Source organism: Fischerella muscicola PCC 7414 (assembly GCF_000317205.1).
GTDB lineage: Bacteria > Cyanobacteriota > Cyanobacteriia > Cyanobacteriales > Nostocaceae > Fischerella > Fischerella muscicola.
The window spans coordinates 38,256-55,011 of the sequence record NZ_AJLK01000062.1; the positions used below are offsets into that span (position 1 = coordinate 38,256).

15 protein-coding genes and 1 pseudogene are annotated in these 16,756 nt (G+C 38.4%); 2 read left to right on the plus strand and 14 right to left on the minus strand.

All coding sequences use genetic code 11. From position 1 onward, the window contains the following. Positions 1 to 159 precede the first annotated feature (159 nt). From UYI_RS0109140 to UYI_RS0109160, 5 genes and pseudogenes are all read right to left on the minus strand, one after another. Positions 160 to 672 carry an acyltransferase gene (locus tag UYI_RS0109140; RefSeq protein WP_016866366.1) on the minus strand — a complete coding sequence of 171 codons (513 nt, stop codon included), beginning with the start codon at positions 670 to 672 and terminating at the stop codon, positions 160 to 162. 21 nt (positions 673 to 693) lie between these two features. Beyond that, complete coding sequence (locus UYI_RS0109145) at positions 694 to 1,977, minus strand: ABC transporter ATP-binding protein (protein WP_016866367.1); 1,284 nt, start codon at positions 1,975 to 1,977, stop codon at positions 694 to 696. Between the two features lie 16 nt (positions 1,978 to 1,993). Further along, positions 1,994 to 2,836: an ABC transporter permease gene (locus UYI_RS0109150; RefSeq protein ID WP_016866368.1), complete on the minus strand. Its 843-nt coding sequence runs from the start codon at positions 2,834 to 2,836 to the stop codon at positions 1,994 to 1,996. 96 nt (positions 2,837 to 2,932) lie between these two features. Continuing rightward, positions 2,933 to 3,357 (minus strand): annotated as a pseudogene (locus UYI_RS32275) (hypothetical protein). A 586-nt stretch (positions 3,358 to 3,943) separates the two neighbouring features. After that, the gene (locus UYI_RS0109160; RefSeq protein ID WP_016866370.1) at positions 3,944 to 5,263 is read right to left on the minus strand and encodes a glycosyltransferase family 4 protein; all 1,320 of its coding nucleotides are present in this window, start codon (positions 5,261 to 5,263) and stop codon (positions 3,944 to 3,946) included. A gap of 1,930 nt (positions 5,264 to 7,193) precedes the next feature. On the opposite strand from UYI_RS0109160, the gene UYI_RS0109165 reads away from it, so the two are divergent. Further along, a complete protein-coding gene (locus UYI_RS0109165) occupies positions 7,194 to 9,359 on the plus strand; it encodes a GumC family protein (protein ID WP_016866371.1) in 2,166 nt (721 codons plus the stop codon). A gap of 8 nt (positions 9,360 to 9,367) precedes the next feature. Here UYI_RS0109165 and UYI_RS0109170 read toward each other — a convergent pair whose 3' ends face one another. Both UYI_RS0109170 and petJ read right to left on the minus strand, forming a co-directional pair. Further along, a complete protein-coding gene (locus UYI_RS0109170; RefSeq protein ID WP_026085841.1) occupies positions 9,368 to 10,387 on the minus strand; it encodes an aldo/keto reductase in 1,020 nt (339 codons plus the stop codon). 128 nt (positions 10,388 to 10,515) lie between these two features. Continuing rightward, a complete protein-coding gene (petJ, locus tag UYI_RS0109175) occupies positions 10,516 to 10,857 on the minus strand; it encodes a cytochrome c6 PetJ (RefSeq protein WP_016866373.1) in 342 nt (113 codons plus the stop codon). Between the two features lie 135 nt (positions 10,858 to 10,992). Between petJ and UYI_RS0109180 the strand changes: the two genes are divergently transcribed. Beyond that, a complete protein-coding gene (locus UYI_RS0109180; RefSeq protein ID WP_016866374.1) occupies positions 10,993 to 11,781 on the plus strand; it encodes a hypothetical protein in 789 nt (262 codons plus the stop codon). Between the two features lie 322 nt (positions 11,782 to 12,103). Here UYI_RS0109180 and UYI_RS0109185 read toward each other — a convergent pair whose 3' ends face one another. From UYI_RS0109185 to UYI_RS0109215, 7 genes are all read right to left on the minus strand, one after another. Further along, positions 12,104 to 12,286, minus strand: coding sequence for a YqaE/Pmp3 family membrane protein (locus UYI_RS0109185; protein ID WP_009458661.1), 183 nt, complete (start codon positions 12,284 to 12,286; stop codon positions 12,104 to 12,106). A gap of 159 nt (positions 12,287 to 12,445) precedes the next feature. Further along, positions 12,446 to 12,847 carry a phage holin family protein gene (locus UYI_RS0109190; protein ID WP_016866375.1) on the minus strand — a complete coding sequence of 134 codons (402 nt, stop codon included), beginning with the start codon at positions 12,845 to 12,847 and terminating at the stop codon, positions 12,446 to 12,448. A gap of 380 nt (positions 12,848 to 13,227) precedes the next feature. Next, the gene (locus UYI_RS0109195; RefSeq protein ID WP_016866376.1) at positions 13,228 to 13,569 is read right to left on the minus strand and encodes a 2Fe-2S iron-sulfur cluster-binding protein; all 342 of its coding nucleotides are present in this window, start codon (positions 13,567 to 13,569) and stop codon (positions 13,228 to 13,230) included. Between the two features lie 43 nt (positions 13,570 to 13,612). Continuing rightward, on the minus strand, positions 13,613 to 14,224 hold the full coding sequence (locus UYI_RS32280; RefSeq protein ID WP_199332442.1) for a hypothetical protein: 612 nt from the start codon (positions 14,222 to 14,224) through the stop codon (positions 13,613 to 13,615). 15 nt (positions 14,225 to 14,239) lie between these two features. Next, complete coding sequence (locus tag UYI_RS0109205) at positions 14,240 to 14,644, minus strand: hypothetical protein (RefSeq protein WP_016866378.1); 405 nt, start codon at positions 14,642 to 14,644, stop codon at positions 14,240 to 14,242. Positions 14,645 to 15,344: 700 nt separating this feature from the next. Next, positions 15,345 to 15,662, minus strand: a complete 318-nt coding sequence (locus UYI_RS0109210; RefSeq protein ID WP_016866379.1) for an antibiotic biosynthesis monooxygenase family protein — start codon at positions 15,660 to 15,662, stop codon at positions 15,345 to 15,347. Positions 15,663 to 15,675: 13 nt separating this feature from the next. Further along, positions 15,676 to 16,512, minus strand: a complete 837-nt coding sequence (locus UYI_RS0109215) for a sulfurtransferase (protein WP_016866380.1) — start codon at positions 16,510 to 16,512, stop codon at positions 15,676 to 15,678. Between the last annotated feature and the right edge of the window lie 244 nt (positions 16,513 to 16,756).

Sequence of the window (16,756 nt, forward strand, 5' to 3'; positions counted from 1 at the left end):
TATAACTAATCAAAATTTATATTAGGTGAATATAAAGCAGGATCAATAACAAACAAATAAGGCTATTTTTCGCTTAGACAATATAGAGATACAATGTTTTTGTTCTCATATATTGTTTTAACTAAATTCTCTGCATATTTTTTTGATATCGAAGTAGGATTAACTACAAATACTGGCTGTCATTTCTTGATTCTGGCAGCGATCGCGGACATCGCCAATAATCCGAGCAGGTACTCCTACCACAATTGCATAATCGGGGACATCACGAGTCACGACTGCCCCAGCCCCAACTATAGCTTTTTCCCCTACTGTCACTCCTGCTAAGATAGTGGCATTGCTACCAATAGAAGCACGGCATTTGACTCGCGTCTCTACAACATCCCAATCAGCATCAGTTTTCAAACTGCCATCTTCATTAGTAGCACGGGGATAAATGTCATTAGTAAACATCACACCATGACCAATGAACACTTCATCTTCAAGAATGACTCCTTCACAGAGAAAACTATGTGATGATACTTTACATCGACTGCCGACAATCACATTTTTTTGTATCTCTACAAAAGTACCAATCTTGGTTTCATCACCAATAGTACAACCATAAAGGTTGACAAGTTGGGGATGAAATATTTTCACATTATTGCCTAACTGAACATCATTATTTATTGGCATTATCTCTCCCCATTTAATTGATTAATATTTTTCTCCAGTTTTCCAAACCGCATCTTCTAAATAAGTACATTCATTTGCCTCCCACGGATAATCTGGTCGTTCAAATTCATGCATACTAACTTCAAACTGGCAAATTTCCTGGAGATTTTCTAGCAGGGTTTCACTACGTCGTTCAGAGAACCATGTTGTTAAGGTATAGGAACCCATGTAAAGCCGCAATTTGGGTATCTCACATCGGAAAATATGAATTCCCGGTTCATGGCGAAAAGGTGCATCAGAAAAAAACCAAAAAATAGCAATAGGCTGTTGCAGGGAACTAACTATTTGAAACGAAAAGGACAGACTTTCATGGGGTTTCTCTATATTTAAGGCAAACTCAAATGTAATAGGTTTTCCCCAACAGTGAATCCCTTCTCCTTCGGAAGTATGCACTTTTGCCCAAGCGACGTAGTTACCAGTTTTGTTTTCTGGTGCTTGGTAAGCAGCTCGTGCTTCGATATCTTCTTTTTGTCCACAAAGATATAACTGCACTGCTTTGCTAGTAGCACCATCAAACTGAACTGTACCTTTGGAAAGGAGTATGCAACGTTTAGTCAATTGGGCGATCGCTTGCATACTATGGCTAACAAACAAAACTGTCCGCCCTTCTTTGCTTGACACATCTCCCATTTTCCCCAAGCACTTCTTTTGAAATACGGAATCGCCTACTGCTAGGACTTCATCTACAATTAAAATTTCTGGATCTAGGTGGGCAGCAACGGAAAAAGCAAGACGCACATACATTCCTGAAGAATAGCGCTTGACTGGTGTATCTAAAAACTTTTCTACTTCCGCAAAAGCAACTATTTCATCAAATTTCTTTTTGATCTCGACTCTACTCATCCCCAAAACAGAACCGTTGAGGAAGATGTTCTCTCGCCCTGTGAGTTCAGGGTGAAATCCTGTCCCTACTTCTAGTAGGCTTGCTACCCGTCCTTTAATAGAGATACGTCCTTTGGTTGGTTCGGTAATGCGGCTCAAAACTTTGAGGAGTGTTGATTTTCCGGCTCCATTGCGTCCAATCACACCAATAGCTTCACCTTGCTTAATCTCAAAAGCAACATCTTTCAAGGCCCAAAATTCTTCACGGGCAGGGTTAGACATTTTTTGATGATTGGGCTTAATTAAGCTCTTTGTCAGAGACTTAGCTCCATCAGTAATTACATCTCGTAGAGCCTTGTAACTGTGACGGCTAGAATTGTTTAGTTGGTGAGCAATAATAAATTTTTTTCCCAGATTTTCTACGCGAATTACAGTATCAGACATCTGCTTTGCTCCTTCCCTAAATTACATCAGCAAATGTCCGTTCCATTTTGCGGAAGTACCAAATGCCACTTACCAGTAATAAGGCAACTAATCCCACAGATAGGGTAAATCCAGGCAAGTAAATTTGTGAGTCTCCACCTAAAATTGCCCAGCGAAAGCCATCTATCACACCCACCATCGGATTTAATGAGTAAAGTAATCGCCACTCTGATGGTACTACGCTGCTAGTGAATCCTACAGGGGAAATGTACAAGCCAAATTGCACAATAAAAGGCACTATATAGCGAAAATCACGATATTCAACATTTAATGCTGCCAACCATAGTCCAGCACCAACAGCTGCTGCAAAGGCAATCAATATAAATACTGGTAGCGTGAGAATCCGCCAATCTGGTACATAGTTGTACCATGCCATTAACCCCAGCAGTATCATGCCAGATACCATGAAATCTACAAAGCTGACTACCACTGCACTGATTGGCACTATCAAACGGGGAAAATATACTTTAGAAACTAAGTTGGCGTTGCTAATTAAACTATTACTACTTTCACTTAGGGCGTTGGCAAAAAATTGCCAAGGTAACATAGCAGCAAACACAAGTATTGGATATGGTACTCCTCCTGAAGGTAATTTCGCTAAACCTCCAAATACTACGGTAAAAACAACCATTGTTAAAAATGGTCGGATCAATGCCCAAGCTATGCCGATCGCAGTTTGCTTGTAACGCACTAAAATATCTCGCCAAGCAAGAAAATACATTAGCTCCCGGTAGCGCCAAATATCTTTCCAGTACTGACGTTCAGTACGTCCTGCCTCAATCACTAGTTCTTGCTGAGAGGCTATTTCTTGACTACTCATAAGTTAATTGTTGATTGTTGATTGTTGGTTGTTAGTAGTTGATTTTGATTACAACGAGCAACAAACAACTACTAAATGCCAACAACTAAGTTTGATTTATCCTACAAACTGAAAATCTTTAATGCTGTTGTGGTTAACTAGTCGTGCATGTCGGCGAGTAAACTCACCTACAGAAGGGTTTCCTTCGGGGTCTATCACTCCTGTTGCGTGTTGCCAAAGTTCTGGTGGCACATTTTTAATTGCGTATGCATTATTTTCGCCTTTACACACGTGATACCATTTAGTTAGCTGGCACTACACCAAAAAGCTTCTACCCATTCTCCATCTAGCGGAACTGCCGTCTGGTGTGCTACCAACATTAATGCATTCCGTCGAGGTATACCCCTTTGTTGTAATTGTCCTGCCCGGTCTGCATACAACTGATATTTTTGACTGACACTATTGAGATAACATCCATGAATTGGACAATTTATGGCTCTACGTTTTGAGCGTTTCCGATTACGGTCACACCTTCTGTGCAATTCGGCCTCCCGTTATTAATTAGAAGGTTACGTTGGAGGGACTGAGATCATAAGACCATCGAAGCCCATCTCCTAGATAAATAACAATATTTACTTTGGCTCAATTCAGTTTTTCTAGTTCTAAAGAACTCATACATTGATAATAAAACAAGATTTTTTCAGTTTTATTAAAGCTTTTAGGAGGTTGGTATTAGACAACTATATGTTGTTAATTTTATGACCAAGTTACTTAGGAATTTACCACATATTATATACCATCATTTCATAATTATTTAAACATTTCTCAGCAATTAATTTGCTTAGTTAAATTACTACTATGTTAAATATCTCGCTATAGCAAAAGCCATAATTCAGTAACTACAATCTAAAATTTAATCGCAAATCAAAAAATTGTTTTAATTACACATTGTTCCCTCCCCTCAAAACTAAAATCTTGATTATTTAAGTTTGACAATCGTTAAATATTTAGGGAAAATACATGGTTCAAACATCACAAAGAATTAAAATTTATTTAATTACTTATACTTGGGCTTGAACCTAGTATTTATCAAGTCATAAAACTACGAGTGTTATTTGATTGGTGATGTTATTTATCAAAGACAATACTCTGCTGCAAGACTTGTAAATATTGCCGAGATATAATTTGAGGTGTAAAGTGCGATCGCATATATTGACGACCAGCCCTACCCATACGCTTTGCTAATTCCTGGTTTTGACTCAGCAGGCGAATAAACTCAGCCAACCCATGACTGTCTCCATTTTCAAAGGTGTCACCACAATTGGCTTCTGTAATCATTTGTCTCAAATATGAATACTGCGAACAAATGACTGCTATTGGTCGTCCAGATGCTAAGGCTGGATAAAGTTTGCTGGGAGCAACTAAACTTTCCATTCCCGCATCCACACTCACTAGAGATAAATCACCAGCTGTTAGAGAGTAGGGTAATACTTCTTTGTCTTGATAAGGTAAAAAGACAAAATTTTTTAGTCTTAAGCGATTTACATCTTTAATTAATTCTTCCTGTTTTGCTCCACTACCAATAAATACAAACTGAATTGGTTCATCCTGTAGTAGTTTTGCTGCTTCCAAGATGGTATCCATGTCATGACAACGACCCATGTTGCCAGAGTAAAGTACTGTAAACTTATTTACTAAGTTGTATTTCCATGCAAACCAGTTCTCTTTTTTGGCTATGGGTATTATCAAATCAGGATCTCCCCAACTGTGAATTACAAAAACCTTATCGGCTACCTGTGGGCAAATAGCAGTCACTCGCATTTTCATTGCGGGACTGAGAACTATGATTGCTTTGGATTTTTGCCAAACTAACTTATTGAGTTTCTGCCAAAGCTTTGCTAGCCAATGGTCTTTTGAGATTACATTCAGAGCGATCGCAATATCTGGATAAAGATCATAGAGTATGCAGACATAGGGAATTCTAAACCAGCGATGAGCTAGATATCCTATAATTGGCAAAAATGGTGGTGCTGTGGTCAATAACAATAAATTAAAACGACTACCATTTCTCAGTAAATGAAGTACAGCACGCAGAGTAAACAGAACACCATTAACTGCTTTACCTCGAATGCGTCCCGGCCAAAGTTGAGCAGTGCGCGATCGTTGTACTTGTACTTTACCTAAATTTTCGACTGCTGGGGCATGAGAAGACCGAAAAGCATATCCTGGCTGACTTGTAAAAACCTCAATATCTACCCCTAGATTTCCCAATTGTCTAGTCAGTTCTTCTAGCAACTGTCCTGTAGCTGCGTAATCTGGAGGAAAAAATTGAGTAATGACTGACAATTTGAATTTTTTTTCCGTTTTGATCAAATCTTCAGTCTTATCCTCCGAATAAGCAGAGCTATATAGAAACAGTTTTTGATTAATCCATTTACTGAGTGTCATCGGCTCTATCCTGTAGCAAAACTTTAGTCTAGATGACCTTCTTAACTATTCAATTCGTAAAAATCTACATCTTTTCATCAGCAAGCTTAAGTTTTTAAATATCAAATAAACATGATTGATTAAAAACTATTTGTTTGCTATCGGGAAATCCTTTTCTACATTTAGTAAAGATAATTTTTTTGTCAATACTATACATAATCAGTATTTGTTCGTAGATTCCTATTATAGGCTTTGTTAGCAGGTAAGGTAAGGCTGTTTGCATAAAAATTAGTATTTTTATCTAAGTTTTAACTAATCTTTAAAAAGTAAAGTTTTGCACATTCTTTAATATATAGAATATATAGGCAATCAAAATTAGGACGAGCATGAATTGTGCAAAAGTATCCCGTCAGAAAAAATATTCAAACTACATTAGGAATTTGCTCGAATGAATAAATTTCCTAAACGAAAATTTAAATCATAAATTTCAGAACAGCACTCTCCAGCTTTTAAACAATAGAAATCAATCTGTGGTTGAGAAATATTTTTCCGAAGTCAGTGTGTTTTAAAAAAGAATAAACTAACAGCATAGATTTTATCCTATACAAAGTAATATGTTGGATGGGGCTGGACTTAAAATTAAGTCGTTAACAGCGATGAAAATAGTTTTGATAGCTAAATGTGTTGTTTACTTCCAATTGGACATAGATTAAGTGCTACTTGGAAGGTTTTTCAAACACAAAGATGATTTTTTTTGCTAATTTTTATACTAAAACTGAAGACACCAGTTAGCTTAATGCCATCAAAGTTCAGTATATGCAGTATCAATAGTACAGGAAATAGACAAACAAAATTTGTCGGATAGGAACTGTTTTTATATGATGCTGTTATTAGCCCATTTGACTGATCTCTAAAACATTCTCTTAACGATGTTGGTAGCTTGCTTGTTTCAAGCAAATATATCCTTGACTCAATCTTCTCCTTAAAATTTTAAAGAACAAATGTATTGCTTCATATTTTACATTACAGAAAATCATTATTTTGGTGTTTGTTTGGCAAAACATCTATCTGCATGAGTATGTTATCACGTTTCAAATGAGTTCTTATGTTGAAAATTTTTAAGCTAATATGTTAATCTTATTATACTTACTTTATTGTGTTAAATAACACATAACATTTAAGATAAATAATTTATTTGTAAGCATAACTCTAAAAAAATCCTTATTTTATGGGTTTTTGCCTATATATAAGAAAATAGTAATTTTTTTGATTATGTATATAAAATCACTTTAACGCTTTAAATATCTAGGAGTAATGTAATTAAAATTACTTGCTTCTAAGAGAAATTGTTAATCCCTTTTTAGTAATAGCATCAAAAATATTTAAACAATACGCGTAATAGCTTGATTTCAAATTTAATACAATTTATTCCTCTTTTATCACTCTTGTGGTGTAAAACATACTGAATGATGCTTTACCAGTTTGAATCTCATCTTGTAGTTAATCTTCCGTACCTGTGGATTAGACAAAAACAGCCATTCAAAATCCTGGTAAGTTTGAATGCAGATTTAAAATTTTCCCAAACTCATAAAAGAGGATTGTATATATGAGAATTAATATGAATAGTTTGATATTGACAGCAACACAAATATTAGTAAATTAAATACCTGTTTGTTCTGGCTAAACCTGACTGAATACATTACCAAGTAGAGTATTAAGCTTAAGTAAGGCAGCACATCAATAAGATAAAGCGATGATATACTTTATTCACGATAGAAGAAATGATTGCACTTCTGTGTTAGGGGGTCATTTTCTGCTGAGTGGCTAAATACCATAGAAAAACAACAACTCTAGCTACTCTACCTGCAATTTCAAGCTATATCCATACCTTGATTACTCTAAACTTATATAGCAAAGTTATACCTGGATATTTACCAAACTTTTATAAATCATGGATAATCAATCATATCAATCTTCAAGTTCTGACCGAAATCAGAACTTCTTGCCGCAGGCATTTAGTAATCATTTTCCGCCTTTTCCTCTATCTGAAACTCAAGGGGATGATTGGAACTTACGAGATTTTTTAGGTATTGTCAGGCGACGGGCATTAGTTATAACTACAGTAGCAGCTGTTGTGATGGTAGCTACAGTATACTCATCCCTCAAGCAAAAACCTGTGTATGAAAGCAGTTTTCGGCTATTAGTCGAACCTCTCAATAATGAGAACAAGTTGCCAGAACTTGCTTCTAGCCAAGGTTCTAGTTCATCCAACCCGAGTTTAGATTATGAGAGCCAAATCCAGGTTCTCAAGAGTCCGGAGCTAATGACAAATATTGTGAGAAGATTACAAAGAGATTATCCAGACGTTAACTATAATTATCTAGTAAATTCTCTGACTATTACTCGTCTAGGTGAAACGAAGATTATAGAAGTTCGCTATCAGAGTGATGATCCCAGTAAGGTAAAAACTATACTAGACCAAATTGCTAAGACCTACTTAAAATATAGCTTAGAACAGCGGCAAACTAGTTTGCGCCAGGGTCTAAAGTTTGTCAGAGAACAACTGCAAGTGATGCAGAGGCGTGTTGATCAGCTGCAAAAAGAACAGCAGGTATTTCGTCAAAAGTACGATTTTGTTGATCCAGAAACACAGGCACAGCAAATAACTGCTCAATCTGAGAATTTGTCTCAAAAAAGACAAGAGATTGATCAGCAGTTGGCTGTAGCTCGTAACAATTTAGCTAGCTTACAAGGGAAAGAGGGAACACAGGCTGCACTAAATAATGCACAATTGTATCAAGAATTACTTAGTAAGTTGCGTGAATTGGACGTCCAAATAGCTGCTGAGACAACTCGTTTACAGGAAGAAAATCCTACTGTTCAAAACTTAAAAGAAAAACGGGAAAGCCTGTTGCCATTGCTAACTCAAGAAGCACAGCGTTTTATGGATACAAAACTGGCTGAGGCAACAACACAACTTCAGGCTTTAGAGGTGCAAAGTCAAGAACTTGCTAAGATAGAGCAACAACTCGAACAAAAGCGCAAGCAATTACCTGTTTTAACAAGACAATATACTGAATTACAACGGAACTTACAAGTTGCAACTGAAAGTTTGAATCGTTTTCTCAACACCCGCGAAACTTTAGAAATTCAGGTAGCACAAGCTGAATTGCCTTGGCAATTAATTCAAGCGCCTACTCAGCCAGAAAATGCTGCGTTAGTAGATATCAAACGTAGTGTAATAACGGGATTGTTGGGTGGTTTGGTCTTAGGAATTGGTCTAGCTTTACTACTAGAGAAATTGGACAGTACTTATCATAGTGCTTATGTTCTCAAGCAAAAGATTAAAGAGCCTTTGCTAGGATCTATACCTTTTGAGAAACATCTACAAATCAATCAACAGCATACTTCTTTACCAAGAATTTTGGCAAAGGCAATACCAGATTCCTTACCAAAAGATATCTCTGAACCTAGTGCGATCGCTCCTCAAGATACTAGTAGCTACAGCACAGAGTTCTTAGAAGCTTTACGCGTACTGCATACAAATATTCAACTACTTAGTAGCGATCGCCCAATTAGATCTATAGTTATTACTTCAGCCGTTGCAGGAGATGGTAAATCTACAGTTGCGTTCCACCTAGCTGAGATCGCCTGTGCAATGGAGCAACGAGTTTTACTTGTAGATGCTAATTTACGCCAACCTGTGATTCACGAGCTAGCAAATTTAAGTAACTTCTGGGGTTTAAGTAATTTAATTACCACAAACTTGCCAGTGACAGAAGCAATTCGGCCAGCACCATTTATGAAGCAACTTTCTATACTAACTTCTGGGCCAATACCGCCAGATCCAACAAAGTTGCTTTCATCAGAAAAGATGAAACGATTGATGGAAGACTTCCAAAATAGCTATGACTTAGTGATTTATGATGCTCCGCCTTTACTTGGATTAGCTGATGCTAGTTTATTAGCACCTCATACAGATGGCATCTTGCTAGTAGTGAGGATGGAAAAAACAGACTCTTCTGTACTGAAGCGAGCATTGGATAGTCTAAAAACGTCCCGCATGAACGTTTTGGGTGTCGTTAGCAACGATCATAAGCAAAACTCAGCCTATTAAACCATCAGCTACCTGCGGTATTCATCACCGCAGTCCCCAATTAGGTGATACAAATCTTGTGACTTGTTAGATATGACATCTATATTATGTATATCTTCAGCATCAAGGCAAAACGTAAACACCTTGGCGTTATCTGCTATGTGTTCCGATACCCCAAGCTTAGCACCAACAATTACACCAGCCACAGCAGGCTTGTCTAATATATAGCGCACTGCCACATTAGCAATACTGACTTGATGCTTATCGGCAATTTGCTTGAGGGTCGAAAGTAAGTCTTGGAATAACTTCCAACCACCCCAGCCATCGATCATGTTTTTGTATTTTCTCAGGCTGGCAGTAGAAAGTTGAAAAACCCCAGGTTCTGGTTGTCCCAGATATTTTTCTGATAACAAGCCGCCGCAGACTGTACCGTAAGTAAAAAGTTTTATGTCATGCTCTTGACAAAAGCGCATCATATTAACTTCTGGTCTACGGTCAACTACAGAAAATTGCACTTGGTTAGAAACGATTTTGATCCCTGCATCGACAATAATTTGCAGGTGTTCCGTATCGAAGTTAGTTAAAGCCAGATGTTTGATTTTGCCCTCAGTTTGTAATTCTGCCATATACTTAAGGGCTTCAAGGTAATTTGGGTCTCGATATTCCCACCAGTGAAATTGCATTAAGTCTAACGAAGTAACATTCATTCTTCTGAGGGAAATATTAATGTTTTCCTCGACAATTTTTCTGGTCATTTTTCCAGGACGAGGAACCCATTTAGTAAAAGCTTGGATGTGAGATAAAGCCTCTTGAGGGCAAGTTGTAATTAACTGACGTCGAAACTCGCCGATAAAATCTTCTGCTGGGCCGTAGTGATCAGCCAGATCCCAAGTAGTAAAGCCTGCATCCATATACTTAAACATACTTTGGATAGCAGCAGTTGGGTTAATACGTCCATGTGCGCCAGATACCTGCCACATCCCGTTGAGGATGCGACAGATATTTAAGTCAGGAGTAAATTGTAGACGACTTGATGCGGGTAGAGTCATTCGATTTTGGATTGGTTCTAAAGATCAATGATGTTGTTGGTGAATTCGTGAGGGGGGTTTTTGAGATTCATGCAGGAGGTTTAATTTTGAGGCTTCCTGCGAGGAATTATTGGTCATTCTAACTCTTTTTAACGCCAGCCTTTTTCAGCCTGTTGTAAAACATAGGCGGCCACATCTTGTATTTCTTGCTCACTCAGACGATCTTTGTAGGCTGACATATTATTTTTCCCATTGGCAACTATAGAAGCGATCGCTTCTGTTGAATCCATCCTATATTTTTTTAGTGCTTTAAGCTTTAAGTTTTTACCTCGCCTGACGATATTACTACCGTTGAGATGACAACCAGCACAATGAACATCAAAGATTTTTGCACCATTGGTTGTATCTGCGGCTAACGCTGGTTGATTAAAGCTAATTATCAATAGTGTAAATATCAACAGTGCCAATTTTATAGCTATTTTCCCACACATATAATACTACTTTGGTTAGTGATTTTCTATCCTTAGGAAGTACTGCTTTAAATTATCTTACGCCACAATCATAGTGTGACATAGTGAACCTACAAAATTCTATCCAAATTAGTTAAATCTCAAATTATCTAGAAAATGCCTAACAATATCAAAGAACAAATTAGAACAGACCTTCAACAAGCAAAAGAAACCGGACAGTTGAGGGCAGAGCGAATTCGTGAAATTGTAAAAGCGGCTGTCTCTCAAGTAGTTTCTGAATTCCAAGAAGGATCTACTGAGCTTCGTTCTATCGTCAAAGATGCGGTTTCAGTTGTAGTTGAAAACTTACAAGCTAAAGGCAGTGACTTAAAAGAAAATGTCACAGCTTCAATTGAAGGAGCGCTAGAGGCTGTAAATACTAAAAGACATGAGTCCATTGCTAAAACTCAAGCTCAAGTCAAACAGCTACAATCTCAATTAGATGAGGAAGAAAATAAAATACAGCAAGAAGTTGATGGCATTTTAGCAGAGATCCAAGATACTAATAATGTCAATTCACCTGAGACTAAAACTGCTATTGACTCTGCTATAGATGCTATCAAAAATAGTGATGAATTAGCTTTGTTGAGAAGAAGATATGCTCAACTACAAGCACAGTTAGCTATTGTCAAAGCAAATTTAGCTGCACGCTATGGTGGACGTTCTGAAGAAGTAAAAAGTTATCTAGATGATGCAAAAAACTGGTTCCAGCAAGCTCGTCCCCAAGCAGAGGAAGCAGTTGCTCAAGTGCAACAAAAACACGCTCAGTTAGAAGAAAAGATTGGCGAAGCAGGTACTTCACTAGCTAAAAAAGAGCGTCAAATCAAACAAATACTCAGAGATTTATTGTTATCTGCTGCTGATTGGTTAAAAGAAAAAGAGCCAGTAGATAAAGTTGGTAAGTAACAATAACAATTATGATTCGCCAGTACTTCTAGGATGTAGGATGGGCATTGCTCATCCTATTTTTTATGTGTAAAAGATACAGCAATCCTATATGATTTATGAGAATCGCAAAGCCCAGATCCCCGACTTCTTTAATAAATCGGGGATCTTATCTCTCATAACATAAATGATGGAGGAACGACTTTTGAAAAAACTTAGGAATATTGTTTTTTGAGTAATACTAAAAACGAAGTTTTTTTAGAATATAAAATAAAGCTCGCCTCGGCGAGCTTTATTAAAATAGCATGGCTTAGTAAGTAAATTTGGAATTTGGTGTCAAAAACTAGGATACGGTGTTTAATCTTTCTTCGTATTTAGCGATCGCCCACACACCGTGAATCGCACCAGGAAGCCAACCGAGAAGAGTAAGGAGAATGTTTATAACTAAAGTTGTACTTACTCCATATGTCAAGAAAATGCCAAGGGGAGGTAAAAAGAATCCAAGGAGATAACGAAGTAATTTCATGGTGTTTCGACTGCTGTTGTTTGTAATTTGTTTATTTCTGTTTACAATCTTCCGAAATTAACCGAATTATGAACTCCTTCCCAGGAATCAATTTAATTCGGTTTTTTTGTTTTTGACAGACGCAATCACGTTCACATCCGTCCTATTTAATGCTAATAATTAGCTGGAAGGCAACTCAGCTTTGGGTTTTGCTTCTTGGCTGCTTGTGAGAGCCAAATTTCTCTCAGCAAAGTATCTGTTGATAAAGGTGCTACCTAAAGACAAAACAACAGGACCAAGAATAAAAGCTATCGGCCCATGTACAGAGAAACCAGGAACTAAAAATGCTGCAATAGAGAAACAGATACCGTTTACGATGAGTGAAAATGCTCCTAAAGATAAGAAGTTTAGTGGTAAGGATAAAAAAGATAGAACTGGTTTAACAGATCCATTAACTAAACCAATAGCTACCGCAGCAATTAAAGCTGCTGGAAAGTTAGCAATATTAACACCAGGAACAACTAAATCAACGATTAGTAAGCTCAAAGCTGTAACTAGGGCAGCTAACAAGTTTCCTGTCATTGTTTTCACCTAAAAAGCAGAAATAGAGGTTTTTATGTTCTGATACCATCTTCAGCTATGTATTATTTATTAACCTCTCTAACAGGGTAGATTTTGCATATGCCATTAGGCTGGTATCACAAGACAGAATTTATAAAGTTAAAGGTTTAGAGTGGGTAATAATAATTCACTTTTTCTAATAAAATAACAACTAATTTATTAAGATTTTCTTAATATTTTTCTTTTGACTTGAAATTAACCTCACCCCCTGCCCCTCTCCTTGCTAAGGAGAGGGGTGTCTGATAGAACAGGGTGAGGTTTTCATGGCAAAGCTTGTGAAATTTTTTCATTGGGGCTGCCTGCTGCCTTGTTTCTTAAAAGAATAGCTATTTTCAGACTTCTTACTCAGACTTCTTTGTATGTGATTGAAAATAAAGCGAATTTTTATACAAAACTTGTTCTTGATGAGTCTCTAATGTGCAATCAGATAAAGGATAAGCAACACAAGTAATAGTGTAACCAGCGGCTATTTCATGCGATCGCAAAAACTTTTGTTCGCTTTGGTCAACTTCTCCATCAATAATTTTAGCCACGCAGGCAGAACATTCACCTTGCTTGCATCCAGATGGTAGACGCATACCAGCTTCTTCTGCCATATCAAGGATATATTGATCATCAGGTACTGCGATCGTACGATCTAACCCAATTGCAGGATTGATCAGTCGAACTTGATAAACTGCCATTTGCTTTTCTATTTTGAGAAGTATTACTATGCGATCGCCTATTTTATCCTGCCTGACATTGATTAAAAGGTTCACGGATAAAGTAGAGTGCATCTCGTCCTTGAACTTCCATACCACCTCTATTGTTGGTTCCCCAACGAGTTATAAATTTTTTCCCGTTATTGCGACGTTCAACAGCAAGGGTAAAGTTATTGCGGAGTTCCCGATAACATCCCTCCAAATTAGTCAAGGTTAAATCCAATGCTGGCACGTCAAATTTACTTGCTCCTTTATTGACAACGAAAAATCCTTCGCTACCTCGTTCCATCAGCAACACTGTTGGACTATCAATCGCTGCCAAAACATTTTCTTTGACATTTTTCCCCTCTTTTCCTCGTTGACGCACAATCTGGCGGAACTTCACGCCATAGGGGATAAAGGCAGCATCGCTGTTATTCCAGTTGAGTACTAAGGGAGTACCACTTTCTTTTGCTAGTACATAAGACGTTGCTAGGTAAGAGTCAGAGCGATCGCTATACGGGTTGATGGCACTAGAGTTAATTTCACGGATAGTATCGTGGTTTCTACCAAAAGTAACACTACGGGGATCACCGACAGCTGTTGGAACTCGGAGCGATCCCACACCCCACACCCTTACACCCATTTTCAAGATCACAAACCTAGATTCAACCTACCTTGCTCGTCGAAAACGCCACAGCAGGATAGCAGAAAACATCCCCAATATTGCACCTATTGCTAGACTAGCTGGGCCTAAGAATAGCAGTGACAAGTCTGCTTGCGATCGCTTTGGAAAATCGCCAATCAACAGTAGAGTAACCGAACCGACAATCGCTCCTAGCATCGACCCCAGCAGCACCCAACGAAACACGGCAACCAAGTTGGTAATTACTACTGCCCAAACCCCAACCATTGCCACGATCAGCCCAATCACTGTACCAACTAAAGCTCCAAAGGTGATCGCGTTTGGGATCTGACTATAGTTCAAAATGAAATAGGCTCCTGGTGTGAGGGTGAGAATACCAAAGAGTATCCAGGATAATAGGGCGATCGCAACAATTGAAAACCGATTTTGCATATAAGCATATTACTCTAGCTGTGACGTTTCCCATAGCGATCGCATTTGATAGCGGTTCTAATTTGTATGATTTGTATGAAAAATCTCATCCCGTTTTATCAGACACCTTTGTGTTTGGGTGTAGAGTGAGATTTTCAGATTAGGCAAAGTACAATCAATGGTGCATTAACAATGTAAGTCGATACATTCGCAATGTAAGTCGATACATTAACAATGTAAGCCGATGCATTAACAATGTAAGTCGATACATTAACAATGTAAGTCGATGCATTCGCAATGTAAGTCGATGCATTCGCAATGTAAGCCAATGCATTAACAATGTAAGTCAATGCATTAACAATGTAAGTTTTAGACTTTATGATGAGCGATGGCGCATTGCTGGATTATAATTTGTAGCCTAGCTTTGACAAATCCTCAGTAATTAAATAACGACTCGTTCAGCGGATACTATTAACATTGAGCAAGCATAAAAGACTCCATTCATTCCGCTGCACTGGGGTTGTTATGCCGTGCAATCTGCGGCTAAATTTCAACAAGTAACACAATTTAGAAGTAAAAATAATCTTTAAGGTCAGTGGATTCATCTCACTCATCTCCTGCGTTGACTCAAAAAGTAGTCGCTAATCTCATCACTCTTACCCTTAAAGACCTCCACTAGTAACCAAGGCTACTTTCCTACCTAATGAAAATTCGGAGAGTATCATGGGCAAAACTCAGATCCAGAGTTAAATAAAATGCTTTCATAATGCTCCACAGTTGGAAATGGATCATAAAAGTGGTGCAGTAGCGATCGCCACTCTTGATATTCTGACGATTGTCGAAATCCAACCGTATGGTCTTCTAATTGCTGCCAGCGTACGAGCAGAATATAACGATTTGTAGTCTCTAGACATCGTTGAAGTTCATGGGAGACATAGCCCGACATAGAAGCAATAATCGTTGAGGCTGTTTTGAATGCAGCTTCAAACTCTTCAGCCGAACCAGGTTTAACATCAAGAATCGCTACTTCCAATATCATGGGCTGAAATGATTTAACCTTGATCAATCAGTGAATGAGGTAGACGGCTCCACTCATTCCACGATCCATCATAATTTCGCACGTTGGGATAGCCGAGTAAATACTTCAAAACAAACCAGGTATATGCAGATCGTCCACCAATGGCACAGTAAGGAAATACTTCTTTGTCAGCTGTAATGCCTTGGCTGCTGTAGAGAGTGTGTAAATCTTCTGCTGACTTAAACGTACCATCTTCATTCAGCGTGAGAGTATATTCAAGATGCACAGCACCCGGAATATGTCCCCCACGTTCCAATCCTTCTGGTGGCTTGATCATAAATAATTCGCCACGGTACTCTTGAAGAATACGGACATCTAGCAACACGCAATCCGATCGCCCCAGAGATGCTTGAACCTCTGCCTGTAGAACTCGCAAATTGGGATCAGGAGATATTGCATGGTACTGAGTAGGTGCGAAGCTTGACAACTCTGATGTCACTGGACGACCTTCCGCCACCCATTTCTGATGTCCACCGTTGAGGACATACACTTTTTCATGTCCAAAGAGTTTCAAAAGCCAAAAGATCCAGGCTCCTGTGCCAGGATAACTGCCATAGGAAATCACAGTTGTTTCCTGAGAAATTCCCGATCGCGACATCAGTTTCTCAATAGCAACTTGCTCTAGATTCATACGAAGGTCAGGCATGAGCAGATCCGCAAAGATATTCCAGAAAATTGCACCAGGAATATGAGCATCTTTGTAGGGTTCTGGACTCATATCGACTTCAACGACACGCACCATCGGATCGTTGAGGTGATCCATCAGCCATTGCGTATCGACCAAAACTTCAGGGTGAGCATATTGGGACATCGGTTTTCTCCTGTCATTAGCACTACAGCTAAGATTAAAAGAGGCAATTTCCTTCGCCCAGTCCTCGATCGAGTACACTTTTTTTGCCATCGCGACAATGACCAGTTCCTTGCAGCTTTTATTTGAAGCCATCAACCACCTCAAGGATGAACAAGACCTGCGATCGCGCTCAAGTCTCGCACAATCAAAAAAGGCGCTGCGATCGCAGCACCTCCTCTGAGCATAAGATCAACAATAAGTTTTT

Coding starts and splice junctions, on each gene's coding strand:
- UYI_RS0109140 (WP_016866366.1), bottom strand. CDS start 672: ATGCCAATAAATAATGATGTTCAGTTAGGCAATAATGTGAAAATATTT.
- petJ (WP_016866373.1), bottom strand. CDS start 10,857: ATGTGTGGGAAAATAGCTATAAAATTGGCACTGTTGATATTTACACTA.
- UYI_RS0109150 (WP_016866368.1), bottom strand. CDS start 2,836: ATGAGTAGTCAAGAAATAGCCTCTCAGCAAGAACTAGTGATTGAGGCA.
- UYI_RS0109145 (WP_016866367.1), bottom strand. CDS start 1,977: ATGTCTGATACTGTAATTCGCGTAGAAAATCTGGGAAAAAAATTTATT.
- UYI_RS0109205 (WP_016866378.1), bottom strand. CDS start 14,644: ATGCAAAATCGGTTTTCAATTGTTGCGATCGCCCTATTATCCTGGATA.
- UYI_RS0109210 (WP_016866379.1), bottom strand. CDS start 15,662: ATGATATTGGAAGTAGCGATTCTTGATGTTAAACCTGGTTCGGCTGAA.
- UYI_RS0109180 (WP_016866374.1), top strand. CDS start 10,993: ATGCCTAACAATATCAAAGAACAAATTAGAACAGACCTTCAACAAGCA.
- UYI_RS0109195 (WP_016866376.1), bottom strand. CDS start 13,569: ATGGCAGTTTATCAAGTTCGACTGATCAATCCTGCAATTGGGTTAGAT.
- UYI_RS0109215 (WP_016866380.1), bottom strand. CDS start 16,512: ATGTCCCAATATGCTCACCCTGAAGTTTTGGTCGATACGCAATGGCTG.
- UYI_RS0109190 (WP_016866375.1), bottom strand. CDS start 12,847: ATGACAGGAAACTTGTTAGCTGCCCTAGTTACAGCTTTGAGCTTACTA.
- UYI_RS0109160 (WP_016866370.1), bottom strand. CDS start 5,263: ATGACACTCAGTAAATGGATTAATCAAAAACTGTTTCTATATAGCTCT.
- UYI_RS0109170 (WP_026085841.1), bottom strand. CDS start 10,387: ATGACTCTACCCGCATCAAGTCGTCTACAATTTACTCCTGACTTAAAT.
- UYI_RS0109165 (WP_016866371.1), top strand. CDS start 7,194: ATGGATAATCAATCATATCAATCTTCAAGTTCTGACCGAAATCAGAAC.
- UYI_RS0109185 (WP_009458661.1), bottom strand. CDS start 12,286: ATGAAATTACTTCGTTATCTCCTTGGATTCTTTTTACCTCCCCTTGGC.